Origin of the sequence: Aeromonas sp. D3 (genome assembly GCF_027705025.1) — a bacterium.
Classification (GTDB): Bacteria; Pseudomonadota; Gammaproteobacteria; order Enterobacterales; family Aeromonadaceae; genus Aeromonas; species Aeromonas salmonicida.
The window spans coordinates 55,132-71,770 of the sequence record NZ_JAPDBE010000024.1 but is presented as its reverse complement, the minus strand read 5'-3'; the positions used below and the strand labels follow the sequence as shown (position 1 = coordinate 71,770).

The following is a 16,639-nucleotide window of genomic DNA, read 5'->3' as shown; positions in this document are numbered from 1 at the left end:
AAAAGCGGGTTGTCACACCGGGGCAGAATGCCAAGCATTATCTGGCAGGCGTTCTCCACGCAGGCAACGGAAGGGTACTTTACGTCAGCGGGATCAAGAAAAACTCATCGCTGTTTATTGCCATGCTGGAAAAGCTGCGCCACCACTACCGACGAGCCAAAACCATCACGTTGATCCTCGATAACTACATCATTCACAAAAGCAAACAGACCGAGCGATGGTTGAAGAAGAATCCCAAGTTCTGCCTGGTGTTCCAGCCAGTTTACAGCCCTTGGGTTAATCACATAGAACGGCTATGGCACAAGTTACATGAAACCATCACGCGCAATCATCAATGCAGAGGGATGGCAAACCTGCTGGCCCGAGTGAAACACTTCATGGATACCGTGTCTCCTTTCCCGGGGAATGGCTATGGCACAGCGAAGGTGTAGCACTATTGGGATCAGTTATTTAGGCGACATGATAATAAATAGCGTATTGCCATCTGCCATCATGGCCATAAACAGGTCACAGATACCGCACGACAAATATCCAAGCAACAGGGGATCACTATTGAAAAAGTTTGAGTCAGCGGCCTTGCTTCTGATCGGTGCCGTGATGGGGGCAGGTATAGTGTGGCGATATGATCATATGTCAAATCCAATACGGGATACCTTGCCAATCAGCCTTGAGCAGGTGTTTCGACACGCCAATACAGACATCATGGTTGAGCGTTTTTCTTGTGAGGGAGATACGGCAGCCAATGTTGGCGCAGTGATTGCGTCTATCTATGAACGTAATGCGCTAAATCGCCTTAATCAAACCAGTTACCTTTGCTCAGGTAATGAGTGCATGTTATCCGTCAGCAATTGCAAGCCGTGGCAGTCATCTGAATGCAGTTCCAGAATATTGAAGTTCGGGCTGCTTAGCCAAGAAGAGATTGATGCATCTTCGTTTACTTGCATCGATGTACCTTAGCCACAGGTGTATATAAAAACCGCCAATCCATTAAATGGATTGATACTAAAAACCACAATAGAAGGGAGGTAAAATGCCTCCCTTCTCATTATTTCGTCACATGCAAGACTGATGACGTCAGTACAGTGAAAGATACACGTATCTCACTTGACGGGCACCAACGCCCAGGGGTCGCCCTTGCCGGGTTCATTACCCTGAGTCCACCATTTGGCCTGATAAACAGCACCCTTATGACTGACCTTGGCCCCCGCCGTATAAACCTTGGTGATATCCCAGGCAGCATGCCCGTCAACGGGCGGGTCAACCGGATCGACCGGTGCGGGATCGAGCTTGGCGACAATACGCACTTTCGGCCAGTTGGCATGGGAGCCGTAAAAGTTGGTCACACACTTCTCGTAGTCTCCCGGCACCAGGGCCGAATAGGCGGTCTGAAAACCCACCAGCTCACATTCGAAGGAGTAACCGCCGGGTCTGTCCGGGTAGTACTTCCAATTGCCATCCCAGTTGGTATAAAGCACATCGGTGGCGCCGTTCAGATTCAGGCTGCCGTAGGGGGTCTGCTGCCAGCAGGTGTTCTTCTCGTCGGCCTTGACGGAGATCTGGTAATGCTCGGCCAACCCCTCCCAATAACGGATCCGGTTGACCGGCTGACCCTTGTCTTTGTTCTGTTCACCACACTCTATGCCGCCATTGATGACGTTGATGGTGGTGCCAAAGCCATAGCCGATACCGGCCGCTATCTCGCGCTGGGAGGGCACCCAGGTGCGGTCAATCACATGCAGCATGGCGGGCTTGGGTGCCTGGGGGGTGAGGAAAAACCAGATGGCGGACGCCAGGTTTAACCAGGAGTCGGCCACCAGCCCCGGGTTGTTGAGCAGCACAGAGGCATCGCCGTCAAACATCGCCTCCGAGAAGGCGCCGTAGTTGAAGTGATAAGAGAGCTGCTTGGCGCCGCGACCGAAATAGCCCTGCCCCGTGCTGCAAGGCCACTTCTTGTTCTGCCAGTCATTTTGCCCACACCCAGTGGTGTAACCCGCCTGCCCCTCTGACCAACCCATTTCACGCACATGCACCAGTGCCTGTTGCCACTCCTCCAGCGCCAGCGGATTATCAGAAATATTGTCTTTGCTGATATGACCACCCGTCTCCTGGGAAAAATGGGCAAAGGCGGTCACTATGGATTTTTTGCAGATGGCATCCGAATCCCGGCCATCGGTATATTCACCACAAAAAGCCGGGAATTTACCTATGGCCCGCAAGAATCGTTCATAGGTATATTCCGGCGCTGCCATCTGGGTTAAATATTCCCAGTCAGACTCCGTAAACACCCGCTCGACCCGCTTGACGTTATCCGGGTTGCTGGCCGCTCTTGGCATGATGGCATCGACAATATTATTTGGCCGCGTCGCCAATGCTTTTGACCAGACGCCATACATGGGATTGGCAGTTTTGCTTTTTTCAACGACGGCCAATTCTGGCGCAGCAATCACATATCCACCGGCATTTTGTGGATCGGGCTGAATATTCATGGCGGCATAACTTGGCAATGCACAGGCAGCAGCAACTAACCAGGCAGAGCGCTTGGGTTTGAACATGGGTCACAGTCCTTGTCTCGGAAAAGTTCATACCGAGAATAGGCCTTTTTATAACTAAATTCTCATCAAAAATTAAGAAATAAAACGATTCTGTGAGCCATTTCACTTAGTGGCCGTGGGCCATGAAAAGCATATAAAAAGAGACACTGAATGTCGGCCTGATACGTGGGCATACCACAGGGATGTCGAAACAGGATAGAGAAAGACAAGAGCGGCATGATAATCGCCCTGCCTCACCCTTTTATCCTGGCCACTGGCCATGACAATGACTTGTCTGATGATCCCCGGATTGCCCCGCTGGCCGCAGGGTAATCCGGGGCACGCCACTCACAGGTTCATGCGAGCGAGGATCGCACGGCACGGATCAAAACATTGCGCGGCGTCATGGGCTTGTCGCAGAACTCTCCCACTTCCACCCGGTAGCCATGCTCTTGCAGGAAGAGCGCCCGATCGAGCACCAACCAGATCTCGAGCGGACGACGAAACAGATGGCGCACCAGCTCCATGCGGGCGACATCCCCATAACGCGCCTCCCCCTGCGCCAGAAAAGCGGCAAGATCCATCCCCGCAGGCAGGGTTATTCCCTTGCGCTCGGCCGCCCATTCACAAAACGCCTCGAAGCTGCCGGTGAGCAGACTTTTTTGCATATTGGGTACCGGCAGGTATTCGTTCACCCCGCGCACCTGGCGTTGCAGGCAGTCAAACCCGAGCCGCCATACCACCTCCTGCTCGCGCAGACGGGAGATGCGCGCGCCGGCCGTAACCGTTTCCTGCAGCGGCAGCCGCAGATCCGCCTTGGCAAGCGCAAGCGCGCTGGCCTTGGCAGCAGCAGACAAGGGGCGATAGTGGGTGCCGCGGATCAGGTGATAGCAACAAGGGGATATGGTCACCCCCTGGGCACCACGTTCTGCCACCAGCGACAACAGATGGGTGTGCAGCTCGCCACAGGCGTGCAGCGCCATGGCGTGGTGATCCGTGACGAGCAACTGGCCGGCATCGGCCGCAAAGGCATCCGCTTGCACGAAATGCATGCGAGCCCCGTCGCGGGCCGCCAGCCGACGTCCCTCTTCACAAAGCGGGCCTTGCAGCTCCAGGCTCAGGATCTCTGCCTGCCGATGCAGGGAGACCAGCCGCCCCAGATGGCCCTTGCCTGCGCACCACTCCAGATAGGGGCCTTGATGGGGTGGCAGGCAACCGGTAAAGGCTTCTATCTGCGCCTGCTTGCGACCCGGCATGTGCAGCGCCATCTCCTTGGCGCACTGGATGGGCTCCGGGGTAAATAGCGCAAGTTCACTCAAGGCGTGTAGCGTCTCCCCCGCCGGGATCCAGGGGGCGAGCAGGTCGCACAGGGCCCCCATGTCACCATCGAGCCGATTGATCTGCTCGAGGGGCATGGCGTTGAGCTGTGCGGCCAGCGCGGGAGCCTCGTCGGCAAAAGCCATATTCAGGTGATGATAGGGTTGATATTGCCACCAGCGCCGGGTCTCGGTCAGCAATCTATCCAGTTGTTGAAAACGTTGAGCCAGCACGCTTGCCCCTGCCTTGCAGTCAAAAAAGAGGCTCATTTTAGCGATCCCTTCTCAAAAAGCACTCGCCAATGGGGGTCGGCCGCCATGAGGCCGGGCTTGGGCCTGACCTGCGGTCATTAACCCTGGCCTTGCCCCGGCAGGCAACTGTAAGCACAGGCGTCAACCAGGCAAACAACCCGGAGCCCGGGCGTTGGCCTGACAAAGAGAGGGGTTTTATGCTATATTCCGCCCCCTCTTTACCCTGGTTCGCTCAAGGCGGGCCATTTTACCAACATGAATGGAACCAAAACATGACCATCAATGCCATCCTGCAAGCGCGCGCAGGCGCCAAGTGTGAACTGTGCGGCGCCGAACAGGCACTGACTGCCTTCGCTGTGCCCCACTCACCGGCCAGCGATGATGATCACAGCCTTGCCCTGTGTGATACCTGCCGTGGCCAGCTGGAACAGCCGGACACCACAGTGGTCAATCACTGGCGTTGCCTGGGTGACAGCATGTGGAGCCAGGTTCCTGCCGTGCAGGTCATGGCATGGCGTCAGCTGAAAGCCCTGTCCGGCCAGGGCGAAGTGTGGGCTCAGGACATGCTGGACATGATGTACATGGAAGACGAGACCAAGGCCTGGGCCGAAGCTGGCCAGGCTGGCGACGATGACGACAGCGTACCGACCCTGGATTCCAACGGCGCCGTGCTGGTCGAAGGGGACTCTGTTACCTTGATCAAGGATCTGGACGTCAAGGGCGGCGGCTTCACCGCCAAGCGCGGTACCCTGGTCAAGGGCATCCGCCTGACCAACAACCCGCTGCACATCGAAGGCAAGGTCAACGGCGTACAGATAGTGCTGGTCGCCGCCTACCTGAAAAAGGCCTGACTCCTCGGCTTGAGGATCTAGCCGATCGCAGTCACATCCCGTGCAAGCCACCCTAGCGGGATAGCAATACAAAAAGACCCCCCTCATGCCATTGAGGGGGGTCTTTTGTTATCCGAGGCAACAGGCCACCACTTTCATCCTGCTCGGGCCATTAGGCAGAGCATGGATCAGGTTTCCGACAGCGTTACCCGTAGAAACGCTGCTGCTCCGCAGCCATTGCCTTGAGGCGATCGCAGGGGGCAAATCGGTCGCCATAGCGTTTCTGGTAGTGCTCGAGGCGCTCCACCAGATGGTCGATGCCGAGGGTGTCCATGTAACGGAACGGGCCACCGAGGAAGGGCGGGAAGCCGATGCCGAAGATGGCACCAATGTCGCCATCTCGCGCCGAGGCTACCACACCGCTGTCCAGCGCCATGGCTGCTTCATTGAGCATCATCAGCACGCAGCGCTCGGCAATTTCCATCCTGGATTGCTTGGGCGCAGGCTTGACCCCGAGCACGGCGTAAACGCTCTCATCGACCTTTTTCTTGCCCTCTTTGCCGGTAAGCCGATTACGTGGTGCAGCCTTGCCATAGAGGTAGAAACCCTTGCCGTTCTTGCGGCCTTTGCGATCGTCTTGCAGCAGCTTGTCGAACGCCTTGGGTGCCTGGAACTGCTCGCCACCCAGCTCTTTCTCGAGGATGGGGGAGATCTTGGCCCCCACGTCTATCCCCACCTCATCGAGCAGGGTAATGGGGCCGACCGGAAAGCCGAAGTCCAGCAGGGCATTGTCCAGCACTTCCACCGGCTCCCCTTCCAGCACAAGGCGGGCCGCCTCGTTCATGTAGGGCGCCAGGATGCGGTTGACGTAGAAACCGGCCTCGTCTTTCACCACTATCGGGGTCTTGCCCTGGGCACGGGCAAACGCCAGCGTGGTGGCCACCGTCTCGGCGCTGGTACCGGCGTGGGGAATGATCTCGGCCAGCGGCATTTTATCCACCGGACTGAAATAGTGCAGCCCCACGATCCGCTCCGGGTGCGCCGCTTCTGCCGCTATCTGATGGATTGGCAAGGAGGAGGTGTTGGAGGCAAACACAGTGTGTTCACCGCATTCGCGCTCCACCTCCTTCACCATCTGGTGTTTGAGGGCGAGATCTTCAAACACCGCCTCCACCACCATGTCTACCCGATGGAACCCGGAGTAATCCAGGGTGCCGGAGAGCAGGCTCATCTGTTTTTCCAGCTCGCTGCGCAGAATGTGACGGCGCTTGAGCTTCTTGGCCAGAATGTCGTAGCTGTAGCGCATGGCATTGCCAATACCGGCGCTCGCCACATCCTTGATCCGCACCGGCACCCCCGCCTTGGTGGCGGTGACGAAGGCGATACCGCCCCCCATCAGGCCCCCGCCCAGCACGGCGGCATGGGTGACCTTGCGTGGCTCGGCACCCTGATAGGTGACCTCTTTCTTCATCTCGGTAGTGGCAAAGAAGAGGGAGCGCAGGGCGGCGGATTCAGCCGTCATCACCAGCTCGCCAAAGTGACGGGATTCAGCGGCAAGACCGGCCTGCATCCCCTCTTCCACGCCGATGCGCACCACCTCCAGGATCCGCTCTGGCGCCGGATAGTTGCCGCGGGTTTTGCTCATGACGCCTTTGCGTGCCTGATCGAACAGCACCTTGCGACCCAGCGCATTGGTTTCCAGCACCTTGCCCTGCAGATCCCGTTTCAACTGATGGCGGGGTTTGCCCTGCTTGGCCAACTTGATGGCAGCATCAAGCAGGATAGAGGGTGGCACCACATCGTCCACCAGCCCCAATTTCTTGGCCTGTTTGGCCCGCACCTGCTTGCCGGTCAGCATCAGATCCAGCGCCTTGGCCACGCCGATGAGGCGCGGCAAACGCTGGGTCCCGCCAGAACCTGGCAGCAGGCCGAGCTGTACTTCCGGCAATCCCAGCACGGTTTTGCCGTGGTCAGTCACCACACGGCCATGGCAGGCCAGTGCCAGCTCAAGCCCGCCACCGAGGCAGGGGCCGTGAATGGCGGCGATCACCGGAATGGCCAGCGACTCGATCTCGGCGAAGATGATCTGCCCTTCGCGAGAGAGGGTCTGGGCATCTTCGGCACTGGTACAGGCCGCCAGCATGCTGATGTCGGCACCGGCGATGAAGGAGTCCTTCTTGCCGGAGACCACCACCAGCCCGATCAGCTCGCTGTTATTTTTCACCTCGGCCAGCACGGCACGGATCTCGTCCACGAAGGCGGCCTTCAGGGTATTCATGCTCTCGCCCGGTACGTCCATGGTGAGGATACCGATGCCATCCTGACGTACCGTCAGGGAAAAAGTCTTCGCACTCATCATTCCACCTCCAACACCATGGCCACACCGAGCCCGCCCGCCGCACAGGCGGTATTGAGCCCCAATCCCCCACCCCGACGACGCAACTCATGAAGCGTCTGGGTGATCATGCGCGCACCGGTCGCGGCAAAAGGGTGACCATAGGCCAGGGAGCCACCGAGGACGTTGAACTTGTCCATGTCCACTTCACCGATGGCTTGACTGCGCCCCAACTTGTCACGGGCAAACTCGGCGCTCGCAAACATCTTGAGGTTGGCCAGGGTCTGGGCGGCAAAGGCTTCGTGCATGTCGATCAGGGTCAGATCCGCGAGTGTGATGCCAGCGCGCTCCAGCGCCAGCGGCGTCGCATAGGAGGGACCCATCAACATGTCTTGCCATACGTCGATGGCGGAAAACGCGAAGCTGCGAATATAACCGAGCGGCTCCAGCCCCAGCTCTTTTGCTCGCCCTTCCCGCATCAACAGCACGGCGGCGGCACCGTCGGTCAGCGGGGTGGCGTTGGCGGCAGTGACTGTGCCATGGACCCGGTCAAACACGGGTTTGAGCTTGGCGTAGCTCGCCAAATCCGAGCTCTCGCGGATGTTGTTGTCCCGCTCCAGCGGCGACTTGTAGGGGGGCACGTGGGCGGTGAACACCTCGCCGCTCAGCTTGCCATCGGCCCAGGCTTGCGCCGCCAGGGTGTGGGATCGATGGGCCAGCGCATCTTGCGCCTCGCGGCTGATCTGGTGGCTCTTGGCCATCTGCTCGGCGGTCTGTCCCATGGAGAGGCCGGTGGAGTATTCAGCCACGGCAGGGGGAACCGGCATCAGGTCCTTGAGTCGCAGTGCACGCAGAATATTGAAGCGCTGCTGCAGATTGCGCGCCTTGTTGAGATCCACCAGGGCGCGGGCCAGCTTCTTGCTGACCCCGATGGGCAGCACGGAAGAGGAGTCGGCACCACCGGCAATGGCGATGTCGACCGTGCCGGCCATGATGGATTCAGTGACGTTGGCCACTGCCTGGAAACTGGTGGCGCAGGCACGGGACACGCTATAGGCATCCGTGGTGACGCTCATGCCGGTACCAAGCACGATTTCGCGGGCTATGTTGGGCGCTTCCGGCATCTGCACCACCTGGCCGAACACCAGCTGGTCGATAAGCTTGGGATCGAGGCTGGTACGGGCGAGCAGTTCACTCACCACCAGCTTGCCAAGATCCACCGCAGGCACGCCGTGAAAGGCGGTGGCCTGTTTGGCAAAAGGGGTACGCAGACCCGCCACGACGGCAATCCGTTCGCCCTGGCGAGTCGTCAGTTTCAATGGCTGTTTCATCCTGGCTCCTTGGGTTAAAAGGCAGAGGTCTGACCTCATTGGGCCACATATTAACAATCCACTCACAAATTTCATACGGCTGATTGAAACTAAATTGCCGTCATCTTGGCCCCCTCCCTCGCCCTCTTGGAACAACTGGAGTATAAAAAGAACAACGTCCATAAAAACAACGGGTTCATCCCATGGCAGCGGCCGAGTTCAGACAACTGAGAGACTATCTGGCAAGCCAGATCCTGGGACAGGGCGCCCTCATAGAGGGGCTACTGATCGCCCTGCTATGTGAAGGACATGTGTTAATCGAGGGGGCGCCCGGCCTTGCCAAAACCCGCGCCGTCAAGGCACTGGCCAGTGCGGTGGAGGGGCGCTTCGCCCGTATCCAGTTTACCCCCGATCTGCTGCCTGCCGATCTCACCGGCAGCGAGGTGTTTCACCCGCAAGATGCCAGCTTCGTGTTCCAGCCCGGCCCCCTGTTCAATCACCTGGTGCTGGCCGATGAAATCAACCGGGCTCCCGCCAAGGTGCAATCCGCGTTGCTGGAGGCGATGGCCGAGCACCAGATAACGGTAGGCAAGAAGAGCTGGCGCCTGCCGCCGCTGTTCATGGTCGCAGCGACCCAGAACCCCATCGAACAGGAGGGGACCTATCCGTTGCCGGAGGCCCAGCTCGACCGCTTCTTGCTTAAATTGATGGTGGATTACCCGAGCCCCGCCATGGAGCTCGCCATCTTGCAGCTCAACGCCCGGGGCGAGCAACTAGCCCCCCCGCCAGCGACCCTGAGTCAGGCCGATCTGCTGGCAGCCCGCACCGGCGTTCAAGAGGTACAGATGCAGGGGCGGCTCGAGCACTATCTGGTGCAACTGGTGTGCGCCACCCGCCCGGGTAGCGGCCTGTGCCCCGAGCTTGAACCCTTCATTGCCGTCGGTGCCAGTCCCAGGGCCAGCATAGGCCTGGCCCGCGCCGCCCGCGCCCAGGCCTGGCTCGCCGGACGGGATTTCGTGCTGCCGGAGGACATACAGCAATTGGCCCCCGCCATACTGCGCCACCGCCTCATTCCCAGTTATCAGGCATTGGCCGACAATCTCGATAACGACACCCTGATAGCCCGGCTACTGGACGCGATACCATGCCCCTAGCAACCCCATGCCCATGACCAGACCGGACGAGCCCCGCGCACACCCCGATATTGCCCTCACCCTGGCCCAGTTGCTGGCCATCAGGCTGTGGGCGAGACAGGGGCCGAGGGCTCGCGTCCAACCGGCCCAGCAGGGCAGGCTTGGCCGCATGCCGGGGCTCACCTTTCGCGAGCTGCGCGCCTATCAGGCGGGGGATGAGGTGCGCCACATCGACTGGCGGGTCACTGCCCGGCTGGGGCGCCCCTACACCCGACTCTACAGCGAGGAGCAAGATCAGGCCCACTGGCTGCTGATTGATCTCTCCCCTGCCATGTACTTTGGCTCACGGATGCAACTCAAGGCCCGGCTGGGCTGTGAGCTGGCCGCGGCCCTGCTGTGGCAGGGAGAGAAACAGGCCAATACCCTGCTCTGCCACGGCGCCGAGCTTCATATCCACCCCCAGCGGGGCTCTCTGGTGCCCTTGCTGGAAGCGCTTTGCCATCACTATGACGAGGGGCTGGATCGCACGCCGTTGCAATCCCAATCCCTGGCCCGGACGCTGGCGCGACTCAGCCTGCCTCACGGCGCCAGATTGACACTGATCACCGACCACCAACCTTGCGATGAGTCGCTCAGTCAGCAGTTGCAACTGCTCGGGCGGCGCCACGACATCCATTGCTGGCAGATCCGGGATCCGCTGGAGGCGAGCCTGCCAAGCCAGGGACGGCTCGCCGTGCAGGCAGGCAGACAGAACGGCTGGCTCGATGCCACTGAGCCTGGCTTTGCTCATCGCTACCAACTGGCTGCCGAACGTCTGGCCCGCCAGTGCCACCAACAATTACTGCCGCTGGTACAACGCCTCTACCGGCTCGACAACGGCCAGTCGCTGCAACAGCAGTGGCAGGAGGGCGCATGTCGTCTGTTTTAAGTATGTTGCTCGCCAGCGCATCCACTGCCGTGGCCACAATCTCGCCCCTCTCTCCTCTGGCGGCGCAACTGCGTGACATACACCCGGGCCCCATGCTGGTCGCAGCATCAGATCCCCGTATTCAGGGCTGGTGGGGGTTGCTGATCACTCTTCTGATTGCCGTACTGATCGGCATGACGCTGAAAAACCTTGGACACTATCGCCGCTGGCAGCGACAAATTGACTGGGAGGCGCCGGATCTGGTGCCCCGATTGCAAACCGTGCTGCGCGAGGCAGCCCTGCGCCGCTGGCCCGAGGTGCGCACCTTGCAAGGGGATGCCTGGCTCGCGTTTCTGGACAGCAAAGGGGGCTGCCGCTTCAGTGAATTTGCCCTCCAGTGGCCCCAATGGCTCTATGGCCAGGGGGTGCCAAACGCCAGGCAACTCAAGGCACTGCGCTGCGCCTACCTGAGTTGGGGGCGAGCCTGCATCTGGCTGCCATCCGGGATGGCCGCATTGGTCAGCCGCTGGCAACAGGGCCGCAGACACCTGCGTGACCGGAGGCCATCATGATCCTCGCCTGGCCCTGGTTTGCGCTGGCGTTGGTGCTGCCATTGCTGGTGCGCTTCGGCCTGCCGCCACTCTCTGCTGACAAGCAAAACCGAACAGTGCTGCTGCACGACGGCTTTCCCCTGCTGCGGCCCCGTGCCGGCCAGCCACTCTGGCGGATGACGCTGTGCTGGTGCGCCCTGGTGCTGGCCCTGTGCCGTCCTCAATGGCAGGAGCCCCCCCTGGTCACTTACCAGAGCAGCCGGGATCTCATTTTGGCGGTAGACCTTTCCGACAGCATGCGCACCCAGGACATGCTGGATGAGGGGGAGCAGCGGGACAGGCTCAGCGCGGTACGCCAGCAGATAAGCCGACTGATCGAGACGCGCCCCGGCGATCGCATCGCCCTTGTTGTGTTCGCCGATCACGCTTACCTGCTCTCCCCCCTGACCCAGGAGACCAAGGCCCTGCTGACCTTGACCCGTGAGCTCGATTTTGATCTGGTTGGCCGCACCACTGCGCTGGGAGAAGCCATACTGCTGGCTCGCCAGCATGCAGATCCCAAACGCCCCACCGCCCTGCTGCTGGTCACAGATGGCCGCAACACGGCGGGCAACGCCGATCCCCTGAGTGAGGCCCGGCGGGCTGCCGCCAGCGGCATGACCCTCTACACCCTGGGGGTGGGTGCCGACCCCGATACCTTCGTCGACGCGCTGCAACCGGCACAAAGCGACCCCAGTGCAGAGCTGGACGAGGCCCTGCTGCAACAGCTGGCCAAGGTGGGTCAGGGCCGCTATTTCCGCGCCAGGACCCAGGGCGATCTCGATGCCATCAACCAGACCCTGGATACCCTAGAGCCTGCCGCCACGGCCCGGACCCGCTATCTGCCGAACCGGGAGCTCTATCCCTGGCCCCTGGCACTCGCCTGGCTGTTGCTGATGTGGCCCGACCGTCTGCACTGGCCCCGCCTGCTGCGTTTGCCCCCCCAACTGCAACGGGGAGACACCCATGATTGATCGCCATGGCCCCGGATGGCCATCATGGAGCTGATACTGCTACGCCCGCTCTGGCTGCTGGCCCTCTTGCCCTGGTTGTGGCAGGGCTGGCGTCGTCGCAAACAGGCCCCTCTGCTCGCTCCCGCCATGCAGGCCTACCTGCTGCCGGGACACCACCGTACCCGTCCCTGGCTCTGGCTGGCCTGTCTGCCCGTCATACTGGCTTTGAGTGGCCCCGCCCTATGCCAGCAGAGCCAGTCCATTGCATCCCCCGCCCTCGACATCTGGTTGCTGGATCTCTCCCGCTCCATGCTGGCCACCGATCTGCTGCCGGACCGGGCAACCCGGGTGCGCCTGCTGCTGCAAGATATGCTGGCCGAGGCCCTCCCTAACAAAGAGGGGCGCCCCATCGCCCTTATTCTGTTTGCCGGTGATGCCTACCTCGCCATGCCTGCCACCCGGGATCATCAGGCCATAGCGCTGCTGTTGCCCGACCTGCGTCCGGCCATCATGCCCAAACAGGGGAGTGCCCCCGAGCGCGCCGTGGCGCTGGCCCTCAGCCAGATAGCCCCAGGCCAGCGTGCACGACTGCTGCTGATCAGCGACGGCCTTTCGGCAAGACAGGCTGACCGGATCCGTGCACTCTGGCCCTGCCAGGACGAGCTGTTTTGCCATGAAGGTGCAGCGCCACGCCTGGATATATTGCTCGCCAGCGGCGGCAAGGCCAGCCGGTTGCCCCCCGTCTCTGGCGAGGTGCAGGGCTTTGGTGCAGCGCTCGGCCGCGAGCTGCCAGCCCCCGATGTGACGATCATGCAACAGCTTGCCCGTGAGCTGGATGGCCAGTTGCAGTGGTTGCAGGCGGGGCTTCCACGCTTTGCACCGCTCCCCATGACCCAGACACTGACGGCCAATCAGTCGCAGGATCTCGGCCCCTGGTTGTTGCTGCCCCTGCTGCCGCTGGCTCTGCTGGCCCGCGTCGGCACACTCTGGCTGCTGTTGCTGGGGGCAGGATTTGGGATCCTCAACCCGCAGCCCTTGCAGGCCGCTCCCACTACCTCTTTATCCGTGCAGGAGAGCCAGGCCTGGCAAGCCTATCAACAGGGACGCTATCTGGCTGCGGCACGCGACTTCAAGGATCCGCTCTGGCGTGGTAATGCCTGGTACAGAGCCGGCGACTATGCCCAGGCCGCCGCCGCCTATGCGAGTGCAACCAGTGCCACTGCTCACTACAACCGGGGCAACGCACTGGTGCAACTCGGTAACCTTGTCGCTGCCGAGCAAGCCTATCTGGCTGCGTTGGCGAAGGAGCCCAATCACGAGGATGCACGCTACAACCTTGCGCTGCTGCGGGCTCAGCCACCGCAAGCGACCCCACAGGCGCAGGATCCCGACCCCATAGACGCTCCCGAGCAAGCTGCCTCGCCGGACAGCCAGCTCCCTCCCTCGCCACCAGTGTTGCTGCTGGAGCAGCGGCTGCGCAAAGAGGCTCAGCGCCGTCAGTTGCTCAAGACAGAATGGGGCCAGGAGTACAAAGGAGAAGAGCCTTGGTAAAGAGCGCGCCTCTTCTTCGCCTCTTGCTCCCTTGCTGGCTGCTGCTCTGGCTGTTTGCACACCCAGTGCTGGCAGCGCCGCCACGGGCCGAGCTGCTGCCGGGTGCCGACAGCCGCGACTGGTTGCTTATCATAGAAGCGGACGGGGAGCGTCAGAGCAACGAGCTCATCATCACCCCCCTGCTGCGCCAGTTCGCGGTGGGCAAGGTGACCATCAGCCGGGTCACAACGCCGGTCCACAGCCTGACCCGCTGGCAGATCCCGCTGCATACCCTGGATGCCGGTCCCCATATTGTTCCCGCACTGTCACTGGGATCGGAACAGACCCCTGAGGTGCCGTTGCCACAACGCAGCCAGACCGGGACTCTTGTACCCGCACCCAGCCAGGCAGCCCTCTCTCCCATCGAATTGCAGGCCAGGGTGTTGCATCAGGGGCCCCTCTATCCCGGTCAGCCCTTCATCTATGAGCTCAGCCTCTGGCTGCCAGCCAACATGGAAGCCCCCAATCTCACCGAACCCGACAGTGACGCTTTTACCATACGTCGACTCGGGGATGATCAATGGCAAGCCCCGGCAGGACCGGGATTACCGGGTCGGCTGACCCGCAGCTGGCTGTTGCAAGCCCGAGCCCCCGGACTTCACCCACTGGCCTCGCCGCGTTTTCAGGGCCGTTTGCCGCAGGATAACGGCACCAGCGACCCCCTCTCGGCCAGAGCCGCTACCCTGTTTGTGAAGATTGACAAGGCGCCGGTGCAACCCGTGGCAAGCCAGCTGACCCTGAGCCAGCAGCTGAGTCCGGCTTCGGGCGCCAGGGCCGGCGAGCCGGTGATCCGCACGCTGACGCTGATAATGGAAGGGGGTGATGGCACGCGAGCCTTGTCCCAACTGGCGGGGATCTCTGCGAATATGCCTGCTGGCATGCAGGCAAGGCCGGACGGAGAGCAACAACAGGAGCGCTTTCTGGCCAAAGGGGCGCTTCGTTTCGAGCGCCAGTGGCGTCAGGCCCTCACTGCCACCGAGCCTGGCGACTATCTGCTGCCAGCCATAGAAGTGCCCTGGTTCAACACCCAAAACGGGCGCATCGAACATGCTCGTCTACCTGCCATATCGGTGCACATGGATGCGACCACGCCCGCAGAACGCGGACCTGTTGGCCCCAGTGATGAGAGCCTCTACTGGGTTATCTGGGCTCTGCTGCTGCGCGCACTCTGGCAAGGGTGGCCACGTTGGCACGCCTTCTACCGCTTGCAACAAACGCTGCAGCGCGCAGATGCAAACCATGCCAGACAGGCTCTGCTAAAGTGGGCCGGTCTGCGCTGGCACCGGCGTCATGCCCACCTCACCACCCTGCCCTGTCGCCAGGATCCCCACCTGGCAGCCAGACTTGCCACGCTGGAACGGGCCTGTTTCACCGCCCATGGGACGTCACTTGACAACCTGGCTTGTTGGCAAGGGCTCGCCGGCCCGCTGTGCGCGTATGAGACATTTGCGATAGCCTATGGCCTCAGGCAGCTGGCCCGACGAGGCCACTGATCCCTCAGGATCCCCCATTTAAAAGGAAGCCCAGCGATGGCGTTAGGTTTTTTCAGAAAAAAAGGTGCCACGGTCGGAAAGGATCCAACGGCTTCTCCGGTCTATGAAGGCATGGCAGACAAACAAACCAAATACGAGGCTCTGGTGCATGCCCTGCACGGGGACATCTACCGCTACGCCTACTGGCTGTGCAGAGATCCCCAGGTGGCGGAAGATCTGGTGCAAGAGACCTTCCTGCGCGCCTGGAAGGCCATTGATACGCTGGTCGATGACAAAGCCGCCAAGGCCTGGCTCATCACCATATTGCGGCGGGAGAACGCCCGTCGTTTCGAGCGCAGGCAATTTGATCTCATCGATCTCGACGAGCATCCCCAGAGCGATCCGGATGCCTTGCACAGCGAGCAGGAGATGGAGCACGAATGGCTTAGACGCCATATCGCCCGTCTGCCCGCCGAATATCAGGAACCCTTGCTGCTGCAGGTGCTGGGGGGATTCAGCGGCGACGAGATAGCGACGCAGCTGGGATTGAACAAAAATACCGTCATGACTCGCCTGTTTCGGGCCCGCAACCAGATCAAAGAGGCCATGGAGTCAAAGACACAACAAAGAGGACATACCCATGGATGAGCTGGAATTTCGCCGTCGGGCCATCACCCATCCACTGGAACAGACTCCCGAGTTTCTTGAGGCGGCGCAGGCTTCCCCTGCCAATCGCAAGCACATGGACGAGATGAAACAGCTGGATCGCCACCTGCACCAGGCCATGGAAGTCGAGGTGCCGGCAGGGTTGGCCGAGCGTATTTTGCTCAGGCAGGCTCTGGAGGCAGAGCCAGAAACGGTTGTCCCGCTGCCATCTCGCCCACGCACCAGCTGGCGTATGCTGGCCATGGCCGCGTCGGTCGCCTTCCTGCTTGGCATGAGTACCCGCTGGTTAAGCTGGCCACTGACAACACAGAGTGAGCTTTCCCTCGGTCAGGTCGCCATGGCTCACGTCTATGGGGAGGAGCCCTTCATCAAGGATGTGGATGAGAAGGTGAGCCTGCGTACCATCAACGCCAAGATGGAAAAATATGGCGCCACCCTGATGGGCATGGACGGCATGAAAGTAACCTATGTCAATCACTGTGCTTTCTACCAGGGGCCGGCGCTGCACATGGTGATCCAGGGCAAGATGGGGCCTGTCACCCTGTTTCTGGTACCCAAGCATGTGCCACTGACCCTTGAGCCTAACTTCGATGATGGCCAGCTCAAGGGAGAGATAGTGCCGCTCAAGGGAGCCAACATGGTGTTGATCGGGGATATGCAGGAGTCACTGAACCCGGTGGCGCAGGAACTGGAGTCCCGTTTGCACTGGTCGATTTAACCGGGTTTAACGCGATCCTGACTCAGGCTGCGTAGC

Annotated in this window: 14 protein-coding genes and 1 pseudogene; 11 read left to right on the top strand and 4 right to left on the bottom strand. The window is 60.8% G+C overall.

What is annotated here, in order from left to right; genetic code table 11:
- A pseudogene (locus OKC28_RS14585) lies at nt 1–431 on the top strand (IS630-like element ISAhy2 family transposase); the annotation flags it as partial.
- Nucleotides 432–552: 121 nt separating this feature from the next.
- Nucleotides 553–957, top strand: a complete 405-nt coding sequence (locus OKC28_RS14580; protein WP_256688349.1) for a hypothetical protein — start codon at nt 553–555, stop codon at nt 955–957.
- Between the two features lie 143 nt (nt 958–1,100).
- Here the strand turns inward: OKC28_RS14580 and OKC28_RS14575 are convergent, their stop codons facing one another.
- A complete protein-coding gene (locus OKC28_RS14575; protein WP_256688350.1) occupies nt 1,101–2,552 on the bottom strand; it encodes a chitinase in 1,452 nt (483 codons plus the stop codon).
- Between the two features lie 335 nt (nt 2,553–2,887).
- Nucleotides 2,888–4,117 carry a methyltransferase gene (locus tag OKC28_RS14570; RefSeq protein WP_256688351.1) on the bottom strand — a complete coding sequence of 410 codons (1,230 nt, stop codon included), beginning with the start codon at nt 4,115–4,117 and terminating at the stop codon, nt 2,888–2,890.
- Nucleotides 4,118–4,371: 254 nt separating this feature from the next.
- Between OKC28_RS14570 and OKC28_RS14565 the strand changes: the two genes are divergently transcribed.
- Nucleotides 4,372–4,950 (top strand): PhnA domain-containing protein, encoded by a 579-nt coding sequence (locus OKC28_RS14565; protein ID WP_017412092.1) that lies wholly within the window; start codon nt 4,372–4,374, stop codon nt 4,948–4,950.
- 184 nt (nt 4,951–5,134) lie between these two features.
- Here OKC28_RS14565 and fadJ read toward each other — a convergent pair whose 3' ends face one another.
- Nucleotides 5,135–7,285 carry a fatty acid oxidation complex subunit alpha FadJ gene (gene fadJ / locus OKC28_RS14560; RefSeq protein WP_021140048.1) on the bottom strand — a complete coding sequence of 717 codons (2,151 nt, stop codon included), beginning with the start codon at nt 7,283–7,285 and terminating at the stop codon, nt 5,135–5,137.
- A complete protein-coding gene (gene fadI, locus OKC28_RS14555; protein ID WP_005311309.1) occupies nt 7,285–8,595 on the bottom strand; it encodes an acetyl-CoA C-acyltransferase FadI in 1,311 nt (436 codons plus the stop codon). Before fadI ends, fadJ begins: the two co-directional genes overlap by 1 nt.
- Before the next feature lie 182 nt (nt 8,596–8,777).
- On the opposite strand from fadI, the gene OKC28_RS14550 reads away from it, so the two are divergent.
- The 8 genes from OKC28_RS14550 to OKC28_RS14515 are packed head-to-tail and all read left to right on the top strand — an operon-like array spanning nt 8,778 to nt 16,603.
- A complete protein-coding gene (locus OKC28_RS14550) occupies nt 8,778–9,728 on the top strand; it encodes an AAA family ATPase (RefSeq protein WP_256683834.1) in 951 nt (316 codons plus the stop codon).
- Between the two features lie 7 nt (nt 9,729–9,735).
- Nucleotides 9,736–10,635: a DUF58 domain-containing protein gene (locus OKC28_RS14545; protein WP_408140382.1), complete on the top strand. Its 900-nt coding sequence runs from the start codon at nt 9,736–9,738 to the stop codon at nt 10,633–10,635.
- Nucleotides 10,620–11,186 (top strand): DUF4381 domain-containing protein, encoded by a 567-nt coding sequence (locus OKC28_RS14540; protein WP_256683835.1) that lies wholly within the window; start codon nt 10,620–10,622, stop codon nt 11,184–11,186. The genes OKC28_RS14545 and OKC28_RS14540 overlap by 16 nt, the downstream gene beginning before the upstream one ends.
- The gene (locus OKC28_RS14535) at nt 11,183–12,178 is read left to right on the top strand and encodes a VWA domain-containing protein (RefSeq protein WP_256683836.1); all 996 of its coding nucleotides are present in this window, start codon (nt 11,183–11,185) and stop codon (nt 12,176–12,178) included. Before OKC28_RS14540 ends, OKC28_RS14535 begins: the two co-directional genes overlap by 4 nt.
- Nucleotides 12,179–12,202: 24 nt before the next feature.
- Complete coding sequence (locus tag OKC28_RS14530) at nt 12,203–13,708, top strand: VWA domain-containing protein (protein WP_256683837.1); 1,506 nt, start codon at nt 12,203–12,205, stop codon at nt 13,706–13,708.
- Nucleotides 13,702–15,240 carry a hypothetical protein gene (locus OKC28_RS14525; RefSeq protein WP_408140379.1) on the top strand — a complete coding sequence of 513 codons (1,539 nt, stop codon included), beginning with the start codon at nt 13,702–13,704 and terminating at the stop codon, nt 15,238–15,240. Before OKC28_RS14530 ends, OKC28_RS14525 begins: the two co-directional genes overlap by 7 nt.
- A 36-nt stretch (nt 15,241–15,276) precedes the next feature.
- The gene (locus tag OKC28_RS14520) at nt 15,277–15,867 is read left to right on the top strand and encodes a sigma-70 family RNA polymerase sigma factor (protein ID WP_011898743.1); all 591 of its coding nucleotides are present in this window, start codon (nt 15,277–15,279) and stop codon (nt 15,865–15,867) included.
- Nucleotides 15,860–16,603: a DUF3379 domain-containing protein gene (locus tag OKC28_RS14515; protein ID WP_099993322.1), complete on the top strand. Its 744-nt coding sequence runs from the start codon at nt 15,860–15,862 to the stop codon at nt 16,601–16,603. The genes OKC28_RS14520 and OKC28_RS14515 overlap by 8 nt, the downstream gene beginning before the upstream one ends.
- Nucleotides 16,604–16,639: the final 36 nt, after the last annotated feature.